Here is a 26984-nt window from a genome sequence, read left to right on the forward strand (position 1 = left end):
GGCCCGCGCGGGTTTGTTTGGTGGGCTGGTGTTGGGGGGGGCGAGGGGGCGGGGGGGGGGCCCCCCCCCGCGCCGCGGGAGCCCTGCGGTGGTCAGGACTTCTTGATCAGCACGGCCTCGAGGTACTCGACGGGCGCGACCAGCGTGCCGTCGTAGGCCCGGTTCCAGGAGCGCCACATGTCGATCAGGTCGCGCTCCAGCGCCGCCGACTGGCGGGGAGGCAGAACGGAGAAGACCATGCTGGTGGGTCCGAAGTTGGTCTTGAAGTGCTCCAGCCAGTGCTGGGGAGAGCGGTAGCGGAAGACGAACTCCCTGCGGGTCGCGCCGAGTTCGTCGATGCCGTCGCCGAACAGCTCGCGCAACTGGCTGGGGTCGCCCCAGGCGGTGGGCTGCGGGGTGCCGGGCGTGGGCGGGATGTAGCGCGACATGATGTCGAACAGGCCGCCCAGGGAGCCGACGGCCGTCCAGCAGGCCAGCCCGATCCGGCCGCCCGGCTTGCAGACCCGCAGGAGCTCGGCGGCCGTGCGCTTCTGGTCGGGGGCGAACATGGCGCCGAAGGCCGACACGACCACGTCGAAGCCGGCGTCCGGCAGGGGGATGTTCTCGATGTCGGCCTCGATGAGCTCCGCGCTCACCCGCTCGGCCGCCAGGCGCCGCTCGGCGTCCTTCAGCATCGTCGCGGAGAAGTCGAGGCCGGTGACGTCGGCGAAACGCCGGGCGCACGCGATGGTCGCGTTGCCGCTGCCGCAGGCGGCGTCGAGCACCCGCTCGCCGGGCCGCACGTCGAGCCGCTCGACGAGGAGTTCGCTGGCGATGGTGGTGGTTCCCGCGACCGAGGTGTAGTCGCCGCCCGACCACGCGGAACGCTGGTAGTCCTTGAGCGATGAGGCACGCGTCCTCGTAGGGGAGATGGGCACGTCAATCCTCCAAAGGCGAATGATGGCGCAGCCAGCCGCTCAGCGGAGCCGCACGCTCCCACGCCCCCGTGATCAGATCGGCGGCGCCGGGATCGTCCAGCCAGAGCGGCGCCGGCCAGCGCCACGTGGCGGTGAGACTGGTGTGACGCAGGAGGCGGATGCGGGGATGGTCCCGCGCGTATCCGCGAGGAGCCTTCTTCAGCGTCTGCCCGGAGATGGCGAACCCCTCCGACTCCAGAGCCGAGACGATCGTCAGCAGGCGGGCCCCGGCCGGCCCGGCCGCCGCCTCGCGAAAGGCGGCGAGCCAGGCGCCGCCGGCGCGGAAGACGCCGACGGAGGCGATCAGTTCCCTGGCCGACACCGACAGATAGTGGTGGGCTCCGCCTCCTGCGAACTGCACACCGAGATGCGTGTGGTACGGGCTGCGCTCGTCGGCGTAGCGCGCGTCCTTGCGCAACCGGAAGACGCGCGCCCTGCCGTACCGGGGTTCCAGTTGCGCGGCGAGGGCCTTGGCGGGTTCCAGGACCGCTCGCCGGCACAAATCGCGATGGGCGTCCAGGTAACTCTGGGAATTGTCCTGTTCCAGGCCGGTGAAGAATGCGGAGAGCTCACTGCTCCATCCGGAGAACACGGTCACCTGGCTCGCCCCTTCCGCTGCGTCAGATTTCCGCCAGTGCCTTGCGCAGGCTCAGTGGGCGCATATCCGTCCACAGTTCCTGGATGCGCGAAAGGCAGGCCTGTTTCGTGTCCGCGGGACCTACGGAATGCCAGCCGCCCGGAATGTCACGGCCGGCCGGCCAGATGGAGTACTGCTCCTCGTGGTTGCACACGATCACAAATGTCTCTTCCGGCATGAGGGACTCCTCAGTGATAAGGGGCGATAAATGAATGATGCCATTCTGTGGTTCGGCGGGCCATCGGCGATGTCCTGCCAGCGGGACACCGGTCAGGGGAGCCGCACGTCAGGGCGGTAGATGTCGAGCCACAGCGCGACGTCGAGCACCCGTTCCATGCCGAGCCTGGCCAGCTTGTCCACCGCCGCGGGCTCCTGCGCGGTGGCCGCCTGAAGCCTGCGCCGGTCCGCCAGCGCGAAGACCGCGTGGCCCGGCCGCCTGAGCAGCTCCCGCGCCTGCTCCTGCAGCGCCTTGACGTAGAAGGTGTCCTGCGTGGACGGGTAGGCGCTCTTCACCCGCTCCGCGACGGCCGCCGGGAGCTTGGCCCGTATGGCGCTGCGCAGCAGGCTCTTCTCCCTGCCGTCGTGGTTCTTCATGGACCACGGGGCGTTGTAGACGTACTCCACGAGCCGGTGGTCGCAGAACGGCACCCTGACCTCCAGCCCGGCCGCCATGCTCAGCCGGTCCTTCCGTTCGAGCAGGAAGCGCAGGAACCGGGTCAGGTGCAGGTGGCTCATGATCCGCATGCGGTGCTCGAGGTCGCTCTCGCCGTCCAGCCTGCTGACGCCGCGTACGGCGTCGGCGTAGCCGCCGCGCCGGTATCCGTCCAGGTCCAGGGCGGCGCGCACACCCGGGTCCAGCCAGGCGGCGTCCCGGTCGAGCGGCCCCGCGTTGATGGCGATCCAGGGGAACTCGTGTGCCCAGCGGATCCGCTCGTCGTGGAACTGCCGGTAGCCGCCGAAGACCTCGTCGGCGGACTCGCCGGACAGGGCGACGGTCGAGTGCTCGTTGATCGCCTTGAACAGCAGGTACAGGGAGAAGTCCATCTCGCCGAACCCCACCGGCAGGTCGCGGGCGACCAGCGTCGCGCGGCGCACGTCCGGGTCGGCCAGCGCCGCGTGGTCCAGCACGATGTCGCGATGGTCGGCGCCGACGTGGTCGGCCACGGCGCGCACGAACGGGGCGTCGGGGGTGCCGCGCAGGTCGTCGGGAAGGAAGCCGTCCGCCTGGCCCGCGAAGTCCACCGAGAAGGTGGGCACCCGCTCGGCGCCGAGATGCCCGGCGGCCAGGACCGTCAGCGTGCTGGAGTCGAGCCCGCCGGACAACAGCACGCAGCGAGGTACGTCGGAGACCAGCTGCCGGCGCACCGTGTCGTCGAGGAGCTCTCCCACGCGGGCGATCGTGGAGTCCAGGTCATCGGGGTGCGGCCGGGTCTCCAGCCGCCAGAAGACCCGCTCACGGGTGCCCCGGGCGTCCACGGTGACGACGGTCGCCGGTTCGACCTGCCGCATGCCGTGCCAGATCGCGTGCCGGGGCGTCATGACGAAGGCCAGCCACTCCCGCAACCCGTCGGCGTCGACCACGCGCTCGGCCTCCGGGTGCGCCAGGATCGCCTTCGGCTCCGAGCCGAACAGCAACCCGTCGCGGGTCGGGTAGACGTACAGCGGTTTGACGCCGAGCCGGTCGCGGATCAGGACCAGCCTGTCCTCGCGGGTATCCCAGATGGCCAGGGCGAACATGCCGTTCAGCCGCTCGGCCACCCCGTCGCCCCAGCGCAGATAGCCGCGCAGGACGACCTCGGTGTCGCTGGCGGTCCTGAACCGCTCACCGAGGTTCTCCAGCTCGGCGCGCAGCTCGGTGAAGTTGTAGACCTCGCCGCTGAAGACCAGGCAGACCTCGCCGCCCGGCACCTGGGCGGTCATCGGCTGGGCGCCGCCCTCCAGGTCGATGATGGACAGGCGGCGGTGGCCCAGCGCGGCGTGCCTCGAGGTCCACACGCCCTCCGCGTCGGGTCCGCGGCAGGCCATGGTCCGCGCCATCGCCTCGGCCGCCGGCACCTCCAGGGTCAGGTCACGCTCGAAGGCGACCCAACCGGCTATTCCACACATGCCACTACCTCCACATGTCGTTCGGCCAGACCGCGGGCAGCACCTTCTCGACCAGCAGCTGGGCCGCCTCGCCGATGTCGGGGCCCAGCGGCGCGCCGAGATAGAACTCGCCGAAGCCGGCCGACCTGGCGGTCCGCGCCACGGTCTTCATCCGCTGGGCGCACTCCTCGGGCGTCCCCGAGATGAGGAGCCCGTCGAGCAGGTCGTCGGACACATCCCGCGCGGCCTCGGCCAGGGGGGCGCCACCGCGCAGTGCCGTGCGCACCCTGGCGCACGAGTCCATGTCGAACCCGGCCCGCGACAGATCCGGCCACAAAGCCGGGTTGCCGGCGACGATCGCCGCCTGCCTGCGGGCGAACTCCCGCGCCGCCTCTCCGTCCTGGGAGACGCAGCAGTTCAAGCCGTAGAGCAGCCGGAACGGCCGGCCGGCCGCGGCCCGTCGCTGCCCCAGGGCGACCAGTTCGCCGACGATCGCGTGATCGCCTGACTCCAGGGCCGTGTACGACACCGCCGGATAGGTGCTGGTGCAGATCATGCCGTCGGCGACCTCCTCGGCCAGGTCTCTGGTCTTGGGCCCGCCCACGGCCATCAGGATCGGGATCGGCTTGGTGACGGGGAACGACAGCTGCGCGATGGCGTCCTCGCGCCAGCCCAGCCGGTCGCGCAGCAGCGGGTACTCGCGCAGCAGCACGATCTCGCCCGCCCACAGCCGCCTGATGAGCCCGATGCACTCACGCAGCAGATCGAGCACCGCGCGCTTGGAGAACATGCTCGACACCAGCGAGCCGCCGGTGCCGACGCCCATCTGCACCGAGCAGTCCGGTGCGACCAGCTCGGCGACGGTGGCCATCGCGCTGGCGATGTCGATGGGGTTGCGCGACAGCGGGATCGTCACGCCGCTGGCCACCCCCACCTGGCGGCCCGCGGCGATCGCCGACATCAGGATGTGGGCGTTGCGCGAGAGCATCTGGTCGGGCACCCAGATGGTGCTGAACGCGGCGCCCAGCACCGAGCTGGCCGAGAGAATCTCGCCGGCCGGTACCCACGGAGCGATCTGGACCCCTGAGGGCCGGACCGCGGAAAGCGTTGTCATGAATCGTCCTCTCCGATCAGGTGAGCCCGCGCTTCGGCTCTGACGTGCGCGAAAGTGTTGCCACGGTCACCGCGCCGGCCAGGGCCAGAGCGCCCGCGACCACGTAGGGGAGCTGGGCGGGGCCACCGCTCAGGGCGTTGACCGCCGCGGGAACCAGCCCGGCCAGGGCGAACCCGCCGTTGATCGACAGGGCCGTCCCCGAGGCGCGGATCGAGGTGGGGAAACGCTCGTTCAGGAAGATGGGCAAGGGGCCGAACGCGGCGATGGTCAGCCCCGACACCAAGAGCGCCGGCAGCATGACCAGGACGGGGGAGTCCACGCCGGCCAGCCACAGATACAGCACGGGCAGGGCGACCGCGTTGACCATCGAGGTGTACAGGAGCATGCGCCGCCTGCCGTACCGCTCGCTCAGATGGCCGCTGAGCGGTGCGAAGGCGAAGGCGATCAGGTTGACCCACAGCAGGATGACGCTGACCGAGGCCAGGCTCAGCCCGTTGACCAGCTGCAGGAAGCTGGGCAGCAGTCCCATGGTGAGCAGGAAGAACGTGCCGACGCCAAAGACCACGGCGATGTTGGCCACCAGGGCCCTGCGGTGCGGGCCGCGGGCGAGCAGCGGGGCCAGCGGGCTGCCGGAGCGGGTCTCCTTGGCCGTCCATACGGGCGATTCCTCCACGTGCTTCATCACGAACACGCTGACCAGCACGGGCAGGCCCCCGGCCAGGAACATCGCGCGCCAGCCCCACTCGGCGAAGGCGTCGCCGGGGAAGAGCCTGGTCGCGGCGAACAGGGCCAGCGCGGCCAGGAGGCTGCCCAGCGCGGTTCCGCCCCCGCCGACCAGGCCCGAGACGAGCCCGCGCCAGCGCGGCGGGGCCGACTCCGTCGCCAGGGTCAGCGTGGAGGCGAAGACTCCGCCGACGAACAGGCCCTGGACCAGGCGCAGGAGCAGCAGCAACAACGGCGCGGCGACACCGATGGCGTGGGCGCCGGGCAGCAGGCCCATGAGCGCCGTCACGCAACCGACACCGAGCAACGCCAGGACCATCGCCCGTTTGCGGCCGTGGCGGTCGGCGACGGTGCCCATCAGCGCGGCCCCGATCGGCCGCATGATCAAGGTGGCGGCCAGCGCGACATAGGCGCCGGCCAGCGCCAAGGCGGAGTTCTCGAACGGGAAGAACACCGCCGCGATGGTGGGCGCCACGAAAACGATCACATAAAGGTCGTACAGGTCAAGAGCAAATCCGATCATCGACGAAACGGTTGCCCTGATTCCACGTGATGGCTTATCAGTCGCGTGGATTAGTGCGTTCTCGGTCTTCACCGACAGCCCCTTTCAACTCGGAGACGCTCACCATCGTGCGCGCTGGGCCGGCTCCTTGACAAATGCCGGGAATCGGCCGACCTTAGTCGCAAGTGTGCGCAGGGTTGCGCCTATCCCCATGCTTCCCATTCTTTATTTCGCGGGCATCGGTGTGCTCAAAAAGAGGAAGTGATCGCTGATGACAGTTGGCACCGAAATTCGATCCCAGAAGGTGCGGGTCGACATGTTCGGGAAGGAATTCCTGAACGACCCCTACCCCGCTTACGCCAAGCTCAGGAAAGAGGAGCCCGTCCACTGGGACGATCGGCTGAACGGGTGGGTGATCACACGGCACGACGACGTGTACGCCGCCCACCTGGACCCCCAGACGTACTCCTCCCACCGCCTCGGCGCGATGGTCTCCAACAGGGTCGGCCCCACCTCCTCGGACGAGATGAAGACGTTCATGGATCTCGCGCCCGAGTGGATGCTCTTCCGCGACCCGCCCGACCACACGCGCATCCGCAGGATCATGAACACCGAGTTCAGGGGGCGGGACGTCCGCGCCCTGCGCCCTCGGATCGAGGAGATCGCCGCCGGGGTCATCGACCAGGCGGCGGCCAAGGGGGAGTTCGACCTGGTCAAGGACTTCGCGTACCAGCTTCCCGGGCGGGTGCTGGCGGTGATGTACGGCCTGCCGCCCGCCGAGGGCGTCCGCCTGACCGACTGGTGGTACGAGATCCGGCACATGCAGCGGGTCTTCCTCGGCGCCGATCCGACCCAGGTGGCGCCGTCGGGCAGCTCGGTCGCCGAGGCGTTCAGCGCGATGACGCCCTATCTGGCCGAGATCATCGCCGACCGGCGGCGGTGCCCGAAGGAGGACCTGGTCTCGCGGGTGATCACCCTCAGCGAGCAGGGCACGGAGGACGGGCAGCGGCTGGACGAGCACGAGATGTTCGCGCACCTGCTGCTGCTGCCGCTGGCCTCCTTCGGCACCACCATGGACCTGATCGGCAACGGGGTCCTCGGCCTCCTCGAGCAGCGCGACCAGTGGAACCTGCTCAGGAACGAGCCCGCGCTGATTCCCGCCGCGGTGGAGGAGGTGCTGCGCTACGACGCCTCCGTGCAGCTCACGCACCGGCTGGTGACCCGCGACCTGGAGATCGCCGGGCGGCCGATCGCCGAGGGCGAGCTCGTCTACCTGGTCCGTGGCGCGGCCAACCGCGACCCCGAGCGCTGGCCGGACCCCGACCGGATCAACCTGCGCCGCCACGACTCGGGACACGTGGGCTTCGGGGTCGGCATCCACCGCTGCCTCGGCGCGGGGCTGGCCCAGGTGATCACGGCCGCGGCGCTCAAGGCGCTCACCCAGCGCGCGCCCGGCCTGTGCCCCGTGCCCGGCCGGCCGCACCGGTGGAAGGCCGACACGCCGCAGTTCCGTGGCCTGGCCGAGTTCCCCGTCAGGAAGGAGCGGTAACGATGGGGCGGTCCGCGCAGCTCGTTCAGTCACACTGGATCGACGGCGACTGGCGGCTCTCCGAGGCGGTCGAGGGCATCGACGTGCTCGACCCGAGTGACGAGAGCCTGCTGGCCATCGTCCCCGCCGGCACGCCGGGGGACGCACGCAGGGCCGCCCAAGGCGCACGGGGGGCGCTGCCCCGGTGGGCGGCGACCCCGCTGAAGCAGCGGATCGCGTTCGTCGAGCGGCTGGCCGGCAGGCTGGCCGATCGAGCCGACGAGCTGGCCGAGGTCATCACCGCCGAGGTCGGCGCCCCCGCCACCGTGGCACGGCAGGCGCAGGTCGGCCTGGCCATCGCCATGACGGCGTCCTTCGCCGACCTGGCGGCCGGGTTCGCCTTCGAGCAGCGGGTGGGCAACTCCCTCGTGCTGAAGGGGCCCGCGGGAGTGGTCGCCGCCATCACCCCGTGGAATGTGCCGCTGCTGCTCGCCCTGCAGAAGGTGGTGCCCGCGCTGCTGGCCGGCTGCACCGTCGTGCACAAGCCCAGCGAGCTCACGCCCTTACACGCCTACCTGCTCGCGGAGATCACCGCCGAGTGCGGCCTGCCGCCCGGCGTCTTCAACGTCGTGGTGGGCACGGGCGAGGGCGCCGGCGCCGACCTGGTGCGCAGCCCGCACGTGGACCTGGTCTCGCTGACGGGTTCCGTCCGCGCGGGCCGCCAGGTGGCCTCGATGGCCGCCGGCCGGGTCAAGCGCGTCCATCTGGAGTTGGGCGGCAAGAACGCCAGCGTCGTGCTGGAGGACGCCGACCTGCGACCCGCGGTGGCCGCGACGGTGGATCAGATGTGCTTCAACTCCGGGCAGGCCTGCCTGCAGTGGAGCAGGCTGCTGGTGCCCGCCGACCGCCACGACGAGGCCGCGGAACTGGCGGCCGGCCTGGCCGGCAGCTATCGCGTGGGCGACCCGCGCGACCCGTCCACCGACCTGGGACCCCTCATCTCCGACCAGGCCCGTGAGCGCGTGCGCGGCTACATCAGAGGCGGGGTGGAGGAGGGCGCCAGGCTGCTGGCCGGAGGCGGCGGCGCGCCCGAAGGGTGCGAGCGCGGGTTCTTTGTGCGCCCGACCGTGTTCTCCGGCGTACGGGACACCATGACCATCGCCAAGGAGGAGATCTTCGGCCCGGTGCTGTCGATCATGCCGTATCGGGACGAGGAAGAGGCGCTCAGGATCGCCGACGACACCGCGTACGGCCTGCACGGGGCCGTGTGGTCCGCCGATCTGGACAGGGCGCAGGCCTTCGCCAGGCGGATGCGGGTCGGTCAGGTGGACATCAACGGCGGGCCGTTCAACGTGCTCGCCCCCTTCGGCGGGGTCAAGCAGTCAGGCATCGGCCGTGAATGCGGCCTGGAGGGGCTGGCGGAATTCTGCGAGACCAAGTCGCTCCAGCTGCCGTTGGAAGTGGCGGAGCCGGTCGGACCACGGCTTCGCGCACACGCGATCTAAAGGAGTCAGAGAACATGTTCCAGGACAACCGGGTGCGCAATGTCGTCATTCTCGGTGGTGGCACAGCCGGCTGGATGACCGCGTCCTATCTGGGCAAGGCGTTGCAGCGCACCGTCAAGATCACCGTTTTGGAGGCGCCCGCCATCCCGCGGATCGGCGTGGGCGAGGCCACCGTGCCCAACCTGCAGCGCGCCTTCTTCAACTACCTGGGGATCCCGGAAGACGAGTGGATGCGCGAGTGCAACGCCAGCTTCAAGGTGGCGGTCAAGTTCATCAACTGGCGCACGCCGGGGCCGAGCTCGCCGACGCCGCAGCCGCTGGACGGGCGCACCGACCAGTTCTTCCACCCCTTCGGCCTCCTGCCGTCGGCCGACCAGATCCCGCTGTCGCACTTCTGGGCGGCCAAGACGCTCAAGGGCGAGAGCGACGAGCCGTTCGACTACGCCTGCTTCAAAGAGACCGCGATCATGGACGGCAACCTGGCGCCGCGTCACGCGGACGGCAGCCCGGCCACCTACTACGCCTGGCACTTCGACGCCCAGCTCGTCGCGGGCTTCCTGCGCAGGTTCGCGACGGAGAAGCAGGGCGCCGAGCACGTCGAGGACGAGATGACCGAGGTGCTGCGCGACGAGCGCGGCTTCATCACGGCGCTGCGCACCGCGGGCGGACGGCTGCTGGAGGGCGACCTGTTCATCGACTGCTCGGGCTTCCGCGGGCTGCTGATCAACCAGGCGATGGAGGAGCCGTTCATCGACATGAGCGATCACCTCCTGTGCGACAGCGCCGTGGCCACCGCGATCCCGCACGACGACGCCGCCGACGGCGTCGAGCCCTACACCTCCTCGATCGCGATGTCGTCGGGATGGACGTGGAAGATCCCGATGCTGACCCGCTTCGGCACCGGCTACGTGTACTCCAGCAAGTTCGCCACACGGGACGAGGCGACCGAGGAGTTCTGCGGGCTGTGGGGCCTCGACCCCGAGAACACCAAGCTGAACCACATCCGCTTCCGGGTGGGCCGCAACCGGCGCGCGTGGGTGGGCAACTGCGTGAGCATCGGGCTGGCCTCCTGCTTCCTGGAGCCGCTGGAGTCCACCGGGATCTACTTCATCTACGCGGCCATCCACCAGCTCGCCAAGCACTTCCCCGACCGCACGTTCGACCCGGTGCTGAGCGACTGCTTCAATCGCGAGATCGAGGAGATGTTCGACGACACCAGGGACTTCATCCAGGCGCACTTCTCCCTCTCCCCGCGCACGGACACGCCGTTCTGGCGGGCGAACAAGGAACTGGAGCTGGCCGAGGGCATCAAGCGGAAGATCGCCATGTTCAAGGCGGGACTGCCGATCAACCTGCCGATCACCGACGAGCGGGGCTACTACGGCAACTTCGAGGCCGAGTTCCGCAACTTCTGGACCAACGGCAGCTACTACTGCATCTTCGCCGGCCTGGGACTGCGGCCCGGGAAGCCGCTGCCCGCGCTGACGTACAAGCCTGAAGCGGAGGAAGCGGCCGACGCGCTGTTCGCCGACGTCAAGCGCCACCAGGAAGAGCTCGCCGCCACCCTGCCCACCAACTACGAGTTCCTGCGGCGGATGCACGGAGAGCGCCGATGAACGGCCACGAGCTGAGAGTCTTCGAAGAGCCCGTGGCGTCGACGGCCGAACATCGCGCGCTGATGAGCAGGTTCCCCACCGGGGTCGCCGTGATCACCGCGCTGGACGCGGCCGGAGTTCCGCAGGGCATGACGTGCTCGTCGGTGACCAGCGTCACGCTGCACCCGCCGACGATCCTGGTGTGCCTGCGCATCGGCAGCGCCACGCAGTGCGCCGTGCGCCAGAGCGGCGCCTTCGCCGTGAACCTGCTGCACGGGGAGTCGCGCGCCACGGCGGAGCTGTTCTCCGGGCCCGCCCCCGACCGGTTCGGCGCGGTGCGCTGGATCAGATCGGAGTCCGGGCTGCCCTGGCTGGCCGATGACGCCTTCGCGATGGCCGAGTGCCAGGTGAGCAGAGTGCTCAGGCACGGCGATCACGAGGTGATCTTCGGACGGCTGGTGGGCGTGGTCATGCGACCCGGAACGCCGCTGCTGCACGGCATGCGGTCGTACTCGGTCTGGCGGCCGTCGTTCCTGGCCGGCCCCGCGGACGTGGAGGAGATGAGCGCATGACGGTCAACGTCGATCTGGCGCGGATATTCGATGCCATGGACAGGTGGGCGGCCGTCCAGCCGTCCGGCACCGCGGTCCACGCGCCCGACGGGAGCCTCACCTTCGCGCAGCTCGCCGAGCACACACACGCGATCGCGGGCACGCTGGCCGCCCGCGGTGTGGGGCCGGGCAGCCAGGTGGGGCTGTGCTTCGGCCGCGGCCGGCTGTCGCTGCCCGCGCTGCTGGCGACCTGGTGGACGGGGGCGACGGCCGTACCGCTGGACGAACGGCATCCCACGGACCGGCTCAGTTTCGTCCTGCGCGACTCAGGCGCGCAGGTGGTGCTGGGCGACCGCGTCCCCGCGGGCGTCATCCCGCAGCGGTGCGAGGTGCTGACCTCCAGCGCCGTGACCGCGGCGCATCCGGCCCCGCGCCGGGTCGGCCCGCATCCCTGCGGCATCGCCTACGTCATCTACACCTCGGGCACGACGGGCTGGCCGAAAGGGGTCGAGGTGCCCTACCGGGGCCTGGCCGCCTTCGTGGCCGCGCTGGCCGCGCTCGACCTGCCCGTGGGCGGGACGGGCGTCAACGCGGTGTCCCCGGCCTTCGACGGCTGGTTGTGGTGCGCGCTGCTGTATCTCCTCAATGGCCAGTGCATGACGATCGCCGGTGACGACCCCGCGGAGACGGTCGCCACCGCGCGGCCCGACGTGGTGTGCATGACGCCGTCCCTCCTGCTGGCCTGCGCGGGGGAGGTGAGCGCGGCTGAGGTGGTGGTGGCGGCGGGTGAGTCGCTTCCCGCCCCGCTGGCCGCCCGCTTCACCGGCAGGCTGCTCAACGTCTACGGCCCGACGGAGGCGACCATCGCGGCCACCTGCGCCGACACGGCCAGGGGCGACGACGTGACGACGATCGGACGGCCGCTTCGCGGCTACACCGTGCACCTCCTGGACGCCGATCTGCGCCCTGTCGCGCCCGGCGTCCCGGGGGAGCTGTTCATCGGCGGGCCCGCCGTCGCTGCGGGCTACCGCCATCGTCCGGACCTGACCGCCGAGCGGTTCCTCCCCGACCCGTTCACCGCCGACGGCGCCCGGCTCTACCGCACGGGCGACCTCGCGCTGCTGCGGCCCGACGGCCTGCTGGAGTATCGCGGCCGCTGCGACGAGCAGGTGAAGATCCGTGGTTTCCGCGTGGAGCTGACGGAGGTGGAGCGGGTCGCGGTGGAGACCGACGGCGTGCGCGGGGCGGCCGCCTACGTGCTGCCCGGCCGCGACGCGCTCGGGCTCGCGTTGGTGGTGTCCGCCGAGGAGTGCCTGGAATCGGTGCGTACGGCCTGCGCCGGCCGCCTGCCCGCGGCCGTGGTCCCCGCGCGGGTGACGGCGATCGAGGCGCTTCCCACCACCCCTGCGGGCAAGGTGGACCGCGCGGCCCTCGCCCTGATGACCGCCGCCACGTCGGCGCACGGGAGAGCACCGGTCACGCCGAGTGAGAGGGTCGTGGTCGAGGCGTGGGACGCCCTGCTGCCGCAGCCGGTGCACGACGTCGACGCCGACTTCTTCGACCTCGGCGGCCACTCGCTGCTGGCCGCGCGCGCGGTGGCGGCGCTTCGCAAGGCGACCGGGGTACGGCTGACGATCAGGCAGTTGCTGGCCCATCCGACGGTGGCCGGTGTGGCCGCCGAACTGGACCGGTTGGGCGCGGCCCCGGCGGAGGAGGTGTCGTGAGCGGATCCTGGCTGGTGCCCTTCCACCCGGGAGCGCCGCGGCCGGTGACCCTGCTGTGCCTGGCCCCCGCGGGGGCCGGTTGCGGGCAGTACCGCTCCTGGCAGGCCATGGCCGGCCAGGAGGTCTCCGTCGTCGGCGTCCAGCTTCCCGGCCGGGAGACCCGCTGGGGGGAGTCGCCGGCGACCGGCATGACCCAGGCGGTCACCGCGGTGCTCGAGGAACTGAAGGCGACGCTGCCGCCGGACGGCTCGCTGGTCGTGTTCGGCCAGAGCTTCGGCGGCCTGCTCGGCTACGAGATCACCCGCAGGCTGGGTGAGGAGTACGACCGATGGCCCCGCGCTCTGGTCGTGGCCGGCTGCCGCCCGCCCCACATGTGGGTGGGCGCCGGCCGCGGCCTGGCCGACCAGGACGCCGAGCTGGCCAAGCTGCTCGACGTGCGCGCCCTGGACGAGGACGACCTCGACGAGGACAGCCGTGAGCTGATGCTCGACGTCCTGCGGCAGGACGCGCGGTTGTCGCTCACCTACGACCATCACGCCGCGGCCCTCCCCTCCACGCTGGAGGCGTGGGGCGGCGAGACCGACGCCACCGTCACCTCCGCGCACCTCGACGGCTGGCGCGGCTACGCCGCTGGCGCCTTCCGCAGGCGGATGTTCCCCGGCGGACACTACTTCTGTCTCGACCGGACGGACGAGGTCGTCGCCGGGCTGAGGCGGCACTGGAGCCGACCATGAAGGTGAATCTCAAGGATCCCGACCTGTTCAGCCGGGGCACGTTCTGGCCCGTGCTGGCCTGGCTGCGGGAGAACGATCCGGTGCACTGGCACGAGGAGGACGACGGGCCGGGGTTCTGGGCGGTCACCCGATACCACGACGTCGTGGGCGTCTACACCGACCAGCGGTCCTACAGCTCCCGCTACGGGATGCGCCTGGACAGCGACCCCGGCGCGGTCGCCGCCGTCGCGCAGCGCATGCTCATCGTCTCCGATCCGCCCGATCACACCCAGCTGAAGAGCGTGCTGGCCAAGGAGTTCGGCCATGCCGAGGTGCCGCGCCTGCACGCGCTGGTCGAACGGGTCGTGGGGGAGGTGGTGGGCGAGGCGGTGGCCCGGGGCGAGATGGACTTCCTGGAGGTGACCAAGCAGATCCCGAACAACGTGGTGTGCGCGCTGATGGGCATTCCGCGCAGCGAATGGGACTGGGTGGGCACGGTGACCACCGAGGCCTTCGAGGGGGACGACGAGGAGACGCGCGCGGGCGCGCACGGCGAGATCTTCCTGTACTTCACCGAACTCCTCGCCGAGCGCAGGAAGAATCCCGGCCCCGACTTCGTCAGCCGGATCGCCGCCGAGCGCAGGAGCACCGGCCAGGGCGAGCGGCGGCCGCTCACCGATGAGGAGATCGTCTTCAACTGCAACGGTGTGCTGGCGGGCGCCAACGAGACCACCCGCTACTCGGCCGCCGGCGGCGTGCTGGCGCTCATCGAACGTCCCGATCAGTGGCGGCTCCTGCGTACGGCGGGGCCGTCCGGGGTGCCGGACGCCGTCGAGGAGGTCCTGCGGTGGACGGTGCCCGGAGTGCACGCGCTGCGTACCGCGGTCAAGCCCACCAAGATCGGCAACGCGCGCATCGCCGTGGGGGACCGGGTGACCCTCTGGAACGTCTCGGCCAACAGGGACGAGGCGGTGTTCGAGCACGCCGGGGAGTTCCGCGTCGACCGCTCACCCAACCGGCACATCACCTTCGGCGCGGGCAGGCACCTGTGCCTGGGCGCGCGGCTGGCCCGCCTGGAGCTGAAGGTCTTCTTCGAGGAGCTGATCAGCAGGGTCGGCCGGATCGAGGCGGCCGGTGAGCCGGTGTTCAACGCCTCCAACTTCACCTGGGGCCTGCGCAGCCTGCCCGTCCGCCTGCTGCCGTAAGCGCCTGGGGAGGGTCACCCTCCCCAGGCGCTCACGCGTGCGTGCGAAAAGAGGCCCCGCCATGTCTCCGGAGAGCTCATGGCGGGGCGAATCCTGATGATCATGACAGGGGGCGTTCGCCGCCTGACAGCACGAGCACCTCGCCCGCCGCGACGGGGGCGGCGGCATCGGATACGGCGGGCGTCAGCACGATCATCCCGTCACCGGCCGGAAGGGCCACGTTGCTCGCGCGCCGCTCGGGCAGGAGCAGCAGATCGGCCATCTGGTCCAGCACCATGGTCATCCAGTCGTGCAGGTTGTGCCGGGACTCTCCGGCGGCCTGCTGCCAGCGTTGCTCCCTGCTCTGGTCGATGTGCAGCGTGACCGAGGTCTCGGCCGGACGCACGCGGGCGCCCACGCTCCGGTTGCGCAGCTGGCGCCGGAGCTGGTTGCGCGACCAGCGGTTCTGCTCGGCCAGGTTCAGCCACTCGTCCTGCTCCTCGGGAGGAAGCGAGGCCAGCTCCGCGTGATGCTGGAAGCTGAGCCTGTCCCTGCGGCGGTTCATCGGGAAGCGGCGGGCCACCCAGGCGTAGTTGCGCAGCGTCTGGCAGTTCAGCGACGTGCCGGCGACGGCCCGCTGGTACCGGTCGGGGTAGACCCGCTCGCCGTAGTTGATCCAGTCGCCGAGCCACCAGGTCGACGAGTCGGTGATGAGCGCGATCTGCTTGCCCAGCCGTTCCCAGGAGGAGAACGGCATCGTCTGCGGAAGGACCAGGCCGACGCGCTTGGTGAGGGCGGTGCCGTCCACGCCGAGCCTGCTCGGGGCCGCCTCCGGTTTGCGGCCCGATACCTCGCCGCCTCTGGGTCGCTGGGCGCGCGTCGTCTCCATCATGGTCCGTTCCTGTGCGAGAGGGGCAACGGCTCCCAGGGGCCGTAGGCGACGGTGATGGCGCGTGAGACGACCTGAGCCGCGGACTCGCCCATGGCGGCCATCTCACGGTGCGCGCACTCGGCCGCCTCCCTGTCCATGCCGAAGTCCTCGATGGTGGTGTGCTGCTGATCGGTGAACATCACGGCGTATTCAAGATAGCTGCCGATCACTTTGTGGGCTGGATCCAGAATTTGTGTCATGGCCTTCCTAAGCTTGTGTTCACATGGTTATCGACGGCGCCGGGAACGGGCGCTGCCTATTCGTTCGAATGAGTGCGCGGAGGCTGCGGAGTCGGGTGGCCACGGCAGCCTCCGCGGGCGCCGAACGGCCTGATCACTAGTAGGGGAGCAGCCTGCCGCTGGGGGTGCGCAGGTCGAGTTGCCGGCCCGCACGGGCCCGGGGCGGTCTCCGCATCTGAGATCTGATCATCGCCTTCCCTCCATTTCTGGTGATTCTTCGCTCAGAGTAGGTTTTTGGGGACGGCGGATCGACGCAATGGATCACGCGTGCACAGTGAAATATTCACATCGCACGAATGATGCGTTAACTAGGAATGCCGGCGCTCATGACTAATGATCTGGCTGTTCGGATTAGCTCCTCGACCAAGGAGAAAGTCATGATCGCTGCTGTTGTCCCGGCCGCCGACGTGCGGGCGGACTCCCACCTCGCCGTGCTCGCCACCCCGGACGTGCCCGCGCTCTGGGCGGCGGACCTCATCATCGACGACCTGGTCAACTCGGCGCGGCCGGCATGGCCCACCTTCACTGAGTGAGGCGGCCATGGTGGACAAGGCAGACCAGATGCTCCTCGGCTTCAAACGGCACCTGCGGGTGGACGTGGTCGCGGGTGAGGCGGTGTACGTGTCGTCGGCGAGGGGCACGACCGCGCTGGAAGGAGCCTTGGTCCACAGGCTGGCGCCCATGCTCGACGGCACCCGCACTGTGGCCGAGATCCGCCACGCGATGGCGCCCTGGGCCTCCGCGCCCAGGCTCGGCCACATGCTGGCCCAGCTCACCCGGGCGAATCTCGTGGGCTTCCAGAGCGCCTCGACGACAGAGGCGGACGCCTACTGGGACCTCGCCGGCCTCGACCAGGCGGGACTCAAGTCCGCCTCCACACCGGTCGCGGTGATCACGCTCGGTGACCGGCCGCAGGCCGCCGCCGAGGCGTGCCGGGCCGCCGGCCTGACCGTGGCGCGGGAAGAGGACGCCGGCATGTTCCTGGTGTTGTGCGCCGACTATCTCGACCCGAGACTGGCCGAGGTCAACGCCCGGCGGCTGGCCGACGGCACGCCCTGGCTGCTGGCCGCCACCCGCGGTCCCGACATCTGGATCGGCCCGGCCTTCGAGCCGGGGACGGGCCCGTGCTGGGAGTGCCTGGCCGGGCGGCTGCGCATGCACCGCTGTGCGGGCACGCACCGCCCGCCCGAGGCGTCCCTGGCCCCGACCCGCGCCCTCGGCCTGCACCTGGCGGTGCACGAGCTGACCAAGTGGCTGGCCGGCGCGTCCACGGGTCTGCGCGACGGGATGTGGACGCTGGACACCCTGGACCTGGGCTTGACGCGCCATCCCCTCACGCGCCGCCCGCAGTGCGGCGCGTGCGGGACGAGCGACGCGAGCGCCGTGCCCGTGGCCGCCACGACCGGCCGGTCCGGGGGCAGCGCGCCCGGCAACAGCCATCGCGCGATGTCCCTGGAGGACATGTGGGACACCTATCACCACCTCGCCGACCCGGTGACGGGGGTCACCGACCCCATCCGGCGCGACCCGCGCTGCCCGCGGTTCGTTCACAGCTACCTGTCGGGCAGGAACCTCGCGCTCGCCGGCGACGGGCGCGGCGGGCTGCGCCAGTGGAGCGGCGGCAAAGGCCGCACCGATCTGGAGGCACAGGTCAGCGCCCTCGGTGAGGCGGTGGAGCGATACTGCGGCACCCGGCTCGGCGACGAGCGCGTCATCCTCGGCACGTACGGCCGGCTGCGCGGCGACGCCATTCACCCCGACACCTGCCAGCTCTTCCACCCGAGCCAGTACGCCGACCGGGACCGCTGGAACGCGCGCGCCATGCCGTTCCAGCGCATCCCCGAGCCCTTCGACGAACGCGCGGTCATCGAGTGGACCCCGGTCCACTCGATCATGACGGGGGCGCAGCGGCTGCTGCCCACCGACCTGCTGTACTTCAACGGCGGAACCGGCGCTCCCTCCCTCAGGGCGACCTCCAACGGGAACGCCGCGGGCGCGAGCCTGGAGGACGCGGTCGTCCAGGGCTTCCTCGAACTCGTCGAGCGCGACGCGGTGGCGCTGTGGTGGTACAACAGGACGCGGCAGGCGCCGATCGACCAGACCTCCTTGGACGACCCGTTCATCGCCGAGGTCTTCGACGGCTACGCCGAGATCAACCGCGCGGTGTGGCTCCTCGACCTCACCTCCGACCTGGAGATCCCCGTCGTGGCGGCGATCTCGCGCCGGACCGACAAACCCGCGCAGGACATCATGCTCGGCTTCGGCGCCCACTTCGACCTGCGTATCGCCGTACGGCGGGCGCTCACGGAACTCGGCCAGCTCCTGTCCGCGGTGATGGACGCCAAGCCAGACGGCAGCGGATACCCGCGCACCGACGAGCACATCCGGCGCTGGTGGCAGGAGGCGACCACGGCGAACCAGCCGTACCTCCTGCCCGACCCGGACCAGCCATCCACGCGCTTCCGCGGCGGCGGCGAGGCCGAGCGCGGTAACCTGAACGCCGGCCTGGACCGCATGCGCGCCGTCGCCGAGAGTCGCCACCTGGACGTCCTCGTCCTCGACCAGACGAGACCCGATGTCGGCATGCCGGTCGTCAAGGTGGTGGTGCCCGGCCTGCGGCACTTCTGGGCGCGCTTCGCCCCAGGCCGGCTGTACGACGTCCCCGTCAAGCTCGGGCGCCTGCCCCGTCCGACCGCTTACGCGGAGCTCAATCCCATCCCGCTGTTCCTCTGACCCAGGAGTTACCGACCATGGCTGCCGGATTCGGGGACGAGACGACACCCTCGGAGCTCCACGTGTTGTGGTCACTTCGTGAGGACGTCCACCTCGAAGCCGGGTCCGAGGGCGGGGTCCTGCTGGTGCACAGCCGCTGGGGCGACATCGAGCTGGTCCAGCCGGGCGCGGCCGTGTTCGAGGCGCTGCAGCGGATGAGCCTGGGGCCGACGCACCTGGAGAACGTGATCAGCGGCGAAGCCGAGATGGCCGACCTCCTTCGCCTGCTGCAGCGCCTCGAACCCTTGGTGGTCCGCTCCCTGAGCGTGGACCGGGAGCAGCCCCTGGTGTCCGTGGTGCCGCTGACGCACCACTCGCGGTTCCACGTGACCCCGATCGCCGCCGACGTGCCGATCCGCCTGTCCAGGTTCGCCGTCATCAGCACCAACGGCAGGGACTACCGGCTCGAATCGCCGCTGGCCCTGCACCGGGTGATCCTGCACAGCGCGGATGCCATGGGCCTGCTCGGCCATCTGCGGCGGCCGACCAGGCCCAGCGCGATCCGGACGGCTTCGCCGTACTTCGATGCCTTCGTCGCCTATCTGGCGGCGGCGGGGATGGTCGTGCGCGCCGAGCGCGTCGAAGAGTTTCGCCCGGTGGAGTTCGCCGAGGACACCGACGACATGCTGATCTCGTGGTCACCCGTCGACCTGCTGTTCCACAGTCGTTCCACGCTGGGCAGGCACGATCGCGACTTCGGCGCGACCTATCCGGGCGGAGACCGGCCCGGCGTCGAGCCCGTGGTCGTCTCGCGCGGCGACAACGGCCTCGTCGGTCTGTACCGGCCCACGTGGGAGGCACTGGTGGCGGCCGACCCGCCGCTCAGCGCGGCGGTCGAGGCGGTGGATGAGGCGCACCTGAGCTCCGGCCCGATCACGGCGCGCGAGCTCGGCGAACTGCTCTACCGGGTGGCCAGGGTGCGTTCGCTGAGCGGTTCCCCATTCTCGCCCGAAGAGACCAGCGACCGTCCGTATCTGAGCATTGGCTCCGGCTATGAGCTGGAGCTTTACGTCGCCGTGCGCGACTGCACCGGAATTGACGAGGGCATATATCACTACGATCCGCTGAACCACGGACTCAGGGCACTGGCGGGCGAAATACACTGGGTCGACGCCGCCCTGGAGAATGCGCGGCTGGCGGCCGGAATGCGTCATCAGCCTCCTGTTCTCGTCATTATCACCGCGCGTTTCCGCCGTGTGTCCTGGAAGTACAGCGGGCTCAGTTACGCCTCGGTCCTGAAGAACGTCGGCATGCTCAGCCAGACGTTGTCGCTGGTGGCGGCGGGGCTGGGGCTGGGGACGCATCCCCTGGAAAGCCTGGACATCGAGTTGTGGGCGGAAGCATTGGGCGCCGACTGGCGGGCCGAATCCAGTGTCGGGGGTCTTGTGCTCGGGAGAAAACTGCCGGCGAAAGACAGCACGGCAATCGGTTGGCATCAAGTGAATGACGCGCACTGGGCAGATCTGGCACGCCGATTGGTACGCCCCGATGAGGGACCTTGAACGGCATATGGTGACAATATAGACTCGCCTGGCTAAACCCCGCGTACATGTCAGGAATGCGGCCGGGTCGCGGAGAGGGCATGGCGATGGGCGCGCTGGTGCACGACCGGGAGAGTGTGCGGCTCGAACCTGTGGAGCCGCGGGCGCGCCGCACGGCACGGGTCGTCACCGCCGTCGTCGCCGCCGGCTACGCCACCAGCTCGCTGGTCACCGTCGTGCTCGCCGGACTGCGCGGCACGGGCCTGTTCGCCTTCCTGGGCTGCCTGGGTGTCGTCGTCACACTGCAACTGGCCCATTCCAGCCCAGGCGCGCTCGCCTGGCCGCGGCGGGTTCGCTCCGTGACGCTCCTGGCGCAGGTGCTCGCCACCTTCGCCCCGGCCGCGTGGGTGGGGCCGCAGTTCGGCGCCGCCGCGGGCTTCGTCGCCGGCTCGATGCTGCTGGTGATCCGGAGCCGTGTGAGGTGGGCCCTCTACGCCGCGGTGGCGGCAGGCGTGTTCGCCGCGGCGCTCCTGCAACACCAGGGATGGCAGGCGCTCAACCTCGCCTACGCCGTGCACTTCACGCTCCTGACCGGCCTGATGCTGTACGCGGTCGGCTCACTGTCGGGCATCGTCGCCGAAGTGAGCGCCTCCCGCGGCGACCTGGTGCGGATGGCGGTCGTCCAGGAACGCCTGCGGGTCGCCCGTGACCTGCACGACCTCGTGGGCCACGACCTCTCCGCCATCACCCTGCGCTACGAGCTGGCCTACCGCCTGCTGCCCGCCGCCCGCGCGCGGGCCGCGACCGAACTGCGCGACGTCCTGGAGGTCGTACGGCGCGCCACGGCCGGAGTGCAGGGTGTCGCCGGGGGCAGCGGCCGGATCTCCCTGGCCACGGAGAAGAGCGCGGCGCTCGCCACGCTGTCGAGCGCCCAGATCGAGGCGAGGATCCGCATCCCCGACATCACGCTCGCCGGACGCCTGGACGAGGTCATGGCGGTCGTCCTGCGCGAGGGCATCACCAACGTGCTGCACCACAGCAAGGCGCAGCAGTGCCGGGTCGAGCTGGTGACCGAAGGCGACACGGTCCGCCTGCGGATGTCCAACGACGGAGTGGACACCGTGCCCGAGGACCTGGCCGACCGCGGCTGCGGGCTCGGCAATCTGGCCGTCCGCCTGGCGGAGGTCGGCGGGCGCCTGACCACCAGAAGCGAAGGCGAGTGGTTCCACCTGACGGTCGAGGCCCCGGCGCGACGGCAGCCCGCGGCCGCCGACCGCCACCCGCCGGACACCTCCCCGCGAGAGCGCTGGCCGCGCGGAGCCGGTCCCGCGGAGCGGTGGGGGCCGAAGACGACCTCGGCCATCGTTCTCCTGGTGCTGTCCGGCTACGCGCTCACCATCCTGCTCAACATCGTCTGGACGGAGCCGAGTGTGGCCGGCGCGCTGGGCGCCGCCGCGTGCGTGGTGACGATGCTGGCCATGCAGCTGCTGCTCACCTTCGGATTCCTGCGCACACCCTGGGCACGCAGGGCGGCGATGGCCGGGCAGGCCGCGGTCACCTTCCTGCCGCTGCTCTGGCTGAACGCCCCCTGGGGCAGCATGGCCGGGTTCGTCGCGGGCGCCGTACTCCTGGAGCTGAGAGGGGTGCTGCGGTGGGTGCTGTACTCCGCTCTGGGGGGTGTTGTCCTGACGCTGGCGGTGCTGACCGCGAGCAGCGTCAGCATGATCGCCTGGCTGACCATCTCCACCCTGCTCACCGGCCTCATCGTGTACGGCGTGAGCTGGCTGATGACCTTGGTGAGGGAGGCGCACTCGGCGCGGACCGAGTTGACGGACGAGGCCGTCGAACGCGAACGCCTGCGCATGGCACGCGAGCTCAACGAGGTGCTCGTGGACGGCTTGTCCCAGGTGGCGCTCAGGGGCGTGCTGGCCTGCCGCCTCCTGGACGTGGCCCCGGAGCGGGCGCCGTCGGAGCTGGAGGGGATCCTGGAACTGCTCAGGCGGATGCTCGCCGACGTGCGCAACGTGGCCAGCGACTATCGCAACCTCTCCTTCGGCGGCGAACTCGACTCCTCCCGGGCCATCCTGGCCGCCGCCGGGATCGAGGTCACGATCGACCTCCACGGCCGGGTCCGCGATCAGAAGGCCGACGCCGTGCTGGCGACCATGTTGCGTGAAGCCGTCACCAACATCCTGCGGCACAGCACCGCTCGCCACTGCGTCATCACCAGCGAGCAAGGCTCGCTCACCATCAGGAACGACGGGGTGGATCCGTCATCGGGGCAGCCTGTGGTGCAGGATCAGCGTGGGCTGGGCGACGTGGCGCGGCGCCTGGACGGCGTCGGCGGGCGGTTGACGGCCGGTGTCGCGGACGGATGGTTCCACGTGACCGCCTTCCTGTGAATGTCTTGCCGTATACGCTGATGCTTATACGCTCCATGAAATGGAATGGGCGAGGGGGCGTGGATGCTGCACTTAAAGGTGCTGATCGCCGAGGATGTGCACATGGTGCGGGGCGCACTGGCCGCCCTTCTTTCCCTGGAGCCCGACCTCACCGTGGTCGCCGAGGTCGACAGCGGCGACATGATCGTGCCCGTGGCGCTCGAAACAGGTCCCGATGTGGCGGTCATCGACATCGACATGCCGAAGATGGACGGCCTGACCGCCGCGCAGATCCTCCACGAAAAGCTGCCCAGCTGCCGCACGCTCATCGTCACCGGAATGGGCAGGCCGGGCACGCTCAGGCGGGCGCTCGCGGTGTCGGTGTCCGGCTTCCTCCTGAAGGAGGCTCCCGCCGACCAGCTCGCCGCCGCCGTGCGCGGGGTGGCGGCCGGGCGGCGTATCGTCGATCCCCAGCTCGCGCTGTCGGCCTGGGACATCGGAGAGAACCCGCTCTCGGCGCGTGAGATCGAGATCCTGCACCTGGCGGCCAAAGGCGTGGAACCCGAGGAGATCGCCGCCACGCTCCATCTTTCGGTGGGGACGGTCCGCAACTACCTCACGAAGATCCTGACAAAGCTGAACGCCCGCAACCGCGTCCACGCCATCCGGATCGCCTCCGACGCGGGCTGGATCTCCTGACGCTCACCCGCGATACGGCAGCGGCGACGACCGCCGATCGCGCCATCCTCCTCCTCGCCGGGCCCTGCCTCTGGTGGTGCGTCCCCATGGCTTGACGATGGAGAGCACCGTGGCGAGGACGAGGACGGCCAGCATCACGACCGACCCGTTGACCAGGCCCGGCCCCAGGGAGCCGAGGTCGGCCCGCGGATCGGCCAGGGTGGCCGCGAGCGCGTCCTTCACCCCCTGCGCGGTGTACACGTAGCCGAAGACCATGGCGAAGACGGTGAGCACCAGCTTGGTGATCACCCACCAGTGACGCAGGACGCGCCACTTCGTGTACAGCGCCAGCACCAGACCGGTGACCAGCGCGGCCAGACTGCCCGGAATCATGATCGCCGTGTCGCTGACGTGCATCAGCTCGTAGGCCGCGGGCCGCAGCGGACTTCCCTCGCTGGTCAGCGCCACGGCTCCCATGACGAGCATGGCGTAACTGCCGCCCAGCCAGCCCACCGAGGTGCTCACGTGCAGCACCAGCCACACCTTGCGTGCGGTGGGTTTCATCGGCCAGGTGATGGATCGCCTGGGTGCGATATGGACTGCCCTCACGTCATGCCCTCCTGCGCGGTCGACGACGATGCCTCCAGCACACAGGTGACCGGCGGCCGGGCGAATCACGGCGGGCACCACACTCCTTGGTATAGGTGGCTGTCATGGCACGGGCACCCAGACGTCCTAAGCTGCGGCGGTGTGGAGAGCACGCACCCGCGAGAGGCGCTGAGATCTCGTCCGCAGAGACTCCTGACCTCCTCCGCCCCCTGGCGCGCCTGGGCCTACGCGGCGACCGGGGCGCTCCTCGGCGGCTGCGCGATGGCGGTGATGCTGGCACTCGTCCTGGTGGGCGCGACGCTGGCGCCCGTGCTCCTGGGATTGGTCCCGCTCACGGCGGCGGGGCTGGCCGGGATCCCGGTCGGCGCCGTCGAACGCCGGCGGCTGCGGCTGCTGGGCCTGCCGGCGCACCCCAGCCCTCACCGGACGCTGCGCGGCACGGGGGCCGCGGCCTGGATGCGCACCAGGCTCCGCGAGAACGCGTCCTGGCGCGAACTCGCCTACACCATGGCGCTGATCACCGGGCTGTGGCCGCTCGACTACGTGGTCGCGGCCGTCCCTCTCGCCTGCCTGGTCTGCCTCGCCGCTCCCGTCGTCTACCTGGTGTCCGGGCCGGTGGACGTCCTCGGCACCCATCTGGCCACGCTGGGGGACTCGCTCCTGACGGCTGGATTCGCCGCGCTCGGGCTGGTCGCCGCGGCCTATCTGGCCGTCGCGGTCGCGAGCATCCGCGTCGTGTTGGTCCGGGTACTGCTCGCGCCGCCACCGTCCGAGGTCCCCGGCATGGAGACGGTCGGCTCCAGCGGCCGGTTGCTGGACGCGTTCGACGCCGAACGACGGCGTATCGAGCGCGACCTGCACGACGGCACCCAGCAGCGGCTGGTCGCGCTCGGCGTGATGCTGGACCTGGCGCGGATGGGCGTGGAAGAGCCGGAGCTGCGCGGCCTGTTGTCCCGAGCCCATCGGGAGACCCTCACGACGCTCGAAGAACTGCGCGAGCTCGTCCGCGGCATCCATCCGCGGGTGCTGACCGAGCGCGGCCTGCCCGAAGCCGTCGCCGAGCTGGCCGGCGCCCACCCCATGGCGATCCGGGTGAAGGTCGAGGTGGCGGGCAGGCTCGCGCCCGGCGTGGAGAGCACCGCCTACTTCGTGGTGAGCGAGGCTCTGGCGAACGTCGCCAAGCACGCCCGAGCCGGTGACTGCTGGGTCAGCGGGCGGATCATCCGCGACGTCCTGATACTCGAAGTGGGCGACAGCGGGCGGGGCGGCCTGACCCCACGGGAGGACGGAGGCGTTCAGGGCATGGCCGACCGGGTGGCCGCGGTGGGTGGCCAGGTGAGGTTCGACAGCCCCGAAGGCGGGCCGACCGTGCTGCGCGCCGAGATCCCCTGCCTGCCACAGGAGACAACGGCATGAGAGTCGTGCTCGCGGAGGACTCCGGCCTGCTCAGGGAGAGCCTGGTCAACCTCCTCACGCACTTCGGCCACCGGGTGGTGGCCGCGGTGGCCACGGCCGGCGACCTGCGCACCGCGGCCGCCGAAGCCCGGCCCGACATCGTCGTCACCGACGTGCGCATGCCGCCCGACCACACCGACGACGGCCTGCGGGCCGCGATCGAGCTGCGCCGCGGCCGCCCCTCGTTGCCCGTGCTGGTCCTCAGCCAGTACGTCGACGCCGCCTCGCTCACCGAGCTGCTGCGCAGCGGCGGCGCCGGCACCGGCTACCTGCTCAAAGACCGGGTGGTCGACGGAGCCCAGTTCGTGGCGACCATGTGCGAGGTCGGCGGGGGCGCGACGGTGATCGACCCGGAGGTGGTGCGGCGCCTGCTCACGCACCGGGACGACCCCTTGCTGCGGCTCAGCGCCCGTGAGCTCGACGTGCTGGCGCTGATGGCCGAGGGCCGGTCCAACGCCGCCATCGGCAGGGAACTGGTCATCTCCGGCGTGACCGTCTCCAAGCACATCGGCAGCATCTTCACCAAGCTGGACCTGATCGACGACCAGGTCGGCCACCGAAGAGTCCTGGCGGTTCTCAGCTACCTGCGCGGCTGACCGCCACGCTGCTCGATCGTGCTGCCGGATCCGCGCCGCCGGGCGATGAGCGCCACCGCGGTGACGTAGGCGGCGACGAAGATCGCCCCGGACACGCTCCTGAAGACGTCGCCCTGCACCTGCCCGACCAACAGGACGATGATGGCCGCCTGTGCCGTTCCCGCACCGAGAACGAACACCGCCGCGGCGGCCCGCGAGGGGGCCTGGACACGGGCCACCGCCCCAAGGCCCGCCACCACCGCCACCGAGGTGTAGAGCACCACGACCGGCCACGGCGCCTTGACGACCGCGACCAGCGTCTCGGTTCCCACGAACCAGAGGACGTAGAGCCCGGCGCCCGCCACGAACGGCTGCCAGGGCACACCGGGACGATCCACGCCCGACACGGCCCGGGGGAGCCAGGGCCGCCGGGGCAGCCGCACCGCGAGCAGATACGCCACCAGCGCGGCGCCGAGCACGACCGCCACGTGCAGCAGGAAAGTCCCGCCGTCCTGAACGCCGCGGTTCTCACCCCAGAACACGAAACGGGCGATCGCCAGCCCGCCGGTGACGATCGCCATAACCCAGGTCGCCCGCTTCGGCAGCCACGGCCGGTCCGCCTGCCGGGGGACCAGCAGGTGAACCAGAAGGACCGGGGTGACCAGCGAGAACAGGCCATGCCAGGGCAGGATGTACAGCATCCAGGGGATCCGCAGCCCGGCCACGAGTCCCAAGTTTCCGTACGCTTCGTTCGCCGGGTCGAGCGGGTGGAAGAGCGTCTCCGAGATGAGGCCCTCGTTGTAGAGGCCGTAGATCATTCCCAGGCACCACAGGCCCAGGAGGCCCAAGCTTCCGCGTGTCGCCACCTCGCGGAGTATCAGGATCGGCAGGCCGTACACGAAGATCGTGAAGGGGAGGAGCACGCCCGGCCGGAAGAAGTCGGTGGCCGGCATGGAGCCGCTGAAGACCTCCGCCAGCAGCGGTGAGAGCGCCATCAGCAGCAAGATCGGCCGCCAGCTCTGACGTAACGCGTTCATCGTGAGGGT

General features: G+C 70.6%; 24 protein-coding genes. 14 read left to right on the plus strand and 10 right to left on the minus strand.

Features of this window, described 5'->3' with window-relative positions; translation table 11 throughout:
• Nucleotides 1-92: 92 nt before the first annotated feature.
• The 6 genes from ACIBHY_RS10085 to ACIBHY_RS10110 form a co-directional block, all read right to left on the minus strand.
• Nucleotides 93-917, minus strand: coding sequence for a class I SAM-dependent methyltransferase (locus tag ACIBHY_RS10085; protein WP_397249422.1), 825 nt, complete (start codon nt 915-917; stop codon nt 93-95).
• Nucleotide 918: 1 nt separating this feature from the next.
• Nucleotides 919-1554, minus strand: coding sequence for a DUF2461 family protein (locus ACIBHY_RS10090; protein ID WP_397306478.1), 636 nt, complete (start codon nt 1552-1554; stop codon nt 919-921).
• 22 nt (nt 1555-1576) lie between these two features.
• A complete protein-coding gene (locus ACIBHY_RS10095; protein WP_397249418.1) occupies nt 1577-1771 on the minus strand; it encodes an MbtH family protein in 195 nt (64 codons plus the stop codon).
• Nucleotides 1772-1863: 92 nt separating this feature from the next.
• Nucleotides 1864-3699 carry an asparagine synthase (glutamine-hydrolyzing) gene (gene asnB, locus ACIBHY_RS10100; RefSeq protein ID WP_397306479.1) on the minus strand — a complete coding sequence of 612 codons (1836 nt, stop codon included), beginning with the start codon at nt 3697-3699 and terminating at the stop codon, nt 1864-1866.
• Nucleotides 3700-3703: 4 nt separating this feature from the next.
• A complete protein-coding gene (locus tag ACIBHY_RS10105; protein WP_397249414.1) occupies nt 3704-4792 on the minus strand; it encodes an LLM class flavin-dependent oxidoreductase in 1089 nt (362 codons plus the stop codon).
• A gap of 16 nt (nt 4793-4808) precedes the next feature.
• Nucleotides 4809-6038 carry an MFS transporter gene (locus ACIBHY_RS10110; protein WP_397306480.1) on the minus strand — a complete coding sequence of 410 codons (1230 nt, stop codon included), beginning with the start codon at nt 6036-6038 and terminating at the stop codon, nt 4809-4811.
• 295 nt (nt 6039-6333) lie between these two features.
• Here ACIBHY_RS10110 and ACIBHY_RS10115 point away from each other — a divergent pair, with 295 nt between their 5' ends.
• Genes ACIBHY_RS10115 through ACIBHY_RS10145 form a run of 7 tightly spaced genes read left to right on the plus strand, consistent with a single transcriptional unit; the run spans nt 6334 to nt 14838 of the window.
• Nucleotides 6334-7566: a cytochrome P450 gene (locus ACIBHY_RS10115; RefSeq protein WP_397249410.1), complete on the plus strand. Its 1233-nt coding sequence runs from the start codon at nt 6334-6336 to the stop codon at nt 7564-7566.
• A gap of 2 nt (nt 7567-7568) precedes the next feature.
• The gene (locus ACIBHY_RS10120) at nt 7569-9050 is read left to right on the plus strand and encodes an aldehyde dehydrogenase family protein (RefSeq protein WP_397306481.1); all 1482 of its coding nucleotides are present in this window, start codon (nt 7569-7571) and stop codon (nt 9048-9050) included.
• Nucleotides 9051-9064: 14 nt separating this feature from the next.
• Nucleotides 9065-10666 (plus strand): tryptophan halogenase family protein, encoded by a 1602-nt coding sequence (locus tag ACIBHY_RS10125; RefSeq protein WP_397306482.1) that lies wholly within the window; start codon nt 9065-9067, stop codon nt 10664-10666.
• Nucleotides 10663-11217: a flavin reductase family protein gene (locus ACIBHY_RS10130; RefSeq protein WP_397306483.1), complete on the plus strand. Its 555-nt coding sequence runs from the start codon at nt 10663-10665 to the stop codon at nt 11215-11217. Before ACIBHY_RS10125 ends, ACIBHY_RS10130 begins: the two co-directional genes overlap by 4 nt.
• Nucleotides 11214-12920, plus strand: a complete 1707-nt coding sequence (locus ACIBHY_RS10135) for a non-ribosomal peptide synthetase (protein WP_397306484.1) — start codon at nt 11214-11216, stop codon at nt 12918-12920. The genes ACIBHY_RS10130 and ACIBHY_RS10135 overlap by 4 nt, the downstream gene beginning before the upstream one ends.
• Entirely contained in the window at nt 12917-13654 is a 738-nt protein-coding gene (locus ACIBHY_RS10140; RefSeq protein ID WP_397249400.1) for a thioesterase II family protein, read from the plus strand. The genes ACIBHY_RS10135 and ACIBHY_RS10140 overlap by 4 nt, the downstream gene beginning before the upstream one ends.
• A complete protein-coding gene (locus ACIBHY_RS10145; protein WP_397249399.1) occupies nt 13651-14838 on the plus strand; it encodes a cytochrome P450 in 1188 nt (395 codons plus the stop codon). Before ACIBHY_RS10140 ends, ACIBHY_RS10145 begins: the two co-directional genes overlap by 4 nt.
• Before the next feature lie 100 nt (nt 14839-14938).
• Here the strand turns inward: ACIBHY_RS10145 and ACIBHY_RS10150 are convergent, their stop codons facing one another.
• Together ACIBHY_RS10150 and ACIBHY_RS10155 are read right to left on the minus strand one after the other, a co-directional pair.
• Nucleotides 14939-15709 (minus strand): LmbU family transcriptional regulator, encoded by a 771-nt coding sequence (locus ACIBHY_RS10150; protein WP_397249397.1) that lies wholly within the window; start codon nt 15707-15709, stop codon nt 14939-14941.
• The gene (locus ACIBHY_RS10155) at nt 15706-15948 is read right to left on the minus strand and encodes a hypothetical protein (protein WP_397306485.1); all 243 of its coding nucleotides are present in this window, start codon (nt 15946-15948) and stop codon (nt 15706-15708) included. The genes ACIBHY_RS10150 and ACIBHY_RS10155 overlap by 4 nt, the downstream gene beginning before the upstream one ends.
• 416 nt (nt 15949-16364) lie before the next feature.
• Between ACIBHY_RS10155 and ACIBHY_RS10160 the strand changes: the two genes are divergently transcribed.
• The 5 genes from ACIBHY_RS10160 to ACIBHY_RS10180 all read left to right on the plus strand — a co-directional run bounded on the left by ACIBHY_RS10160 (nt 16365) and on the right by ACIBHY_RS10180 (nt 23320).
• Nucleotides 16365-16520, plus strand: a complete 156-nt coding sequence (locus tag ACIBHY_RS10160; protein WP_397249393.1) for a hypothetical protein — start codon at nt 16365-16367, stop codon at nt 16518-16520.
• 7 nt (nt 16521-16527) lie between these two features.
• Entirely contained in the window at nt 16528-18720 is a 2193-nt protein-coding gene (locus tag ACIBHY_RS10165; protein WP_397306486.1) for a TOMM precursor leader peptide-binding protein, read from the plus strand.
• A 17-nt stretch (nt 18721-18737) separates the two neighbouring features.
• A complete protein-coding gene (locus tag ACIBHY_RS10170) occupies nt 18738-20261 on the plus strand; it encodes a SagB family peptide dehydrogenase (protein ID WP_397306487.1) in 1524 nt (507 codons plus the stop codon).
• A gap of 80 nt (nt 20262-20341) precedes the next feature.
• A complete protein-coding gene (locus ACIBHY_RS10175; RefSeq protein ID WP_397306488.1) occupies nt 20342-22642 on the plus strand; it encodes a sensor histidine kinase in 2301 nt (766 codons plus the stop codon).
• 63 nt (nt 22643-22705) lie between these two features.
• Nucleotides 22706-23320 (plus strand): DNA-binding response regulator, encoded by a 615-nt coding sequence (locus ACIBHY_RS10180; protein ID WP_397249386.1) that lies wholly within the window; start codon nt 22706-22708, stop codon nt 23318-23320.
• Between the two features lie 3 nt (nt 23321-23323).
• On the opposite strand, the gene ACIBHY_RS10185 is transcribed toward ACIBHY_RS10180, so the two are convergent.
• A complete protein-coding gene (locus ACIBHY_RS10185; RefSeq protein ID WP_397306489.1) occupies nt 23324-23863 on the minus strand; it encodes a hypothetical protein in 540 nt (179 codons plus the stop codon).
• A 186-nt stretch (nt 23864-24049) separates the two neighbouring features.
• Between ACIBHY_RS10185 and ACIBHY_RS10190 the strand changes: the two genes are divergently transcribed.
• Nucleotides 24050-25324, plus strand: a complete 1275-nt coding sequence (locus ACIBHY_RS10190; protein ID WP_397249382.1) for a sensor histidine kinase — start codon at nt 24050-24052, stop codon at nt 25322-25324.
• On the plus strand, nt 25321-25959 hold the full coding sequence (locus tag ACIBHY_RS10195) for a response regulator (RefSeq protein ID WP_397249380.1): 639 nt from the start codon (nt 25321-25323) through the stop codon (nt 25957-25959). Before ACIBHY_RS10190 ends, ACIBHY_RS10195 begins: the two co-directional genes overlap by 4 nt.
• On the opposite strand, the gene ACIBHY_RS10200 is transcribed toward ACIBHY_RS10195, so the two are convergent.
• Nucleotides 25944-26975: a hypothetical protein gene (locus ACIBHY_RS10200; protein ID WP_397306490.1), complete on the minus strand. Its 1032-nt coding sequence runs from the start codon at nt 26973-26975 to the stop codon at nt 25944-25946. The genes ACIBHY_RS10195 and ACIBHY_RS10200 overlap by 16 nt on opposite strands.
• Between the last annotated feature and the right edge of the window lie 9 nt (nt 26976-26984).

Origin of the sequence: Nonomuraea sp. NPDC050547, from assembly GCF_044457345.1 — a bacterium.
Taxonomy (GTDB): Bacteria; Actinomycetota; Actinomycetes; order Streptosporangiales; family Streptosporangiaceae; genus Nonomuraea.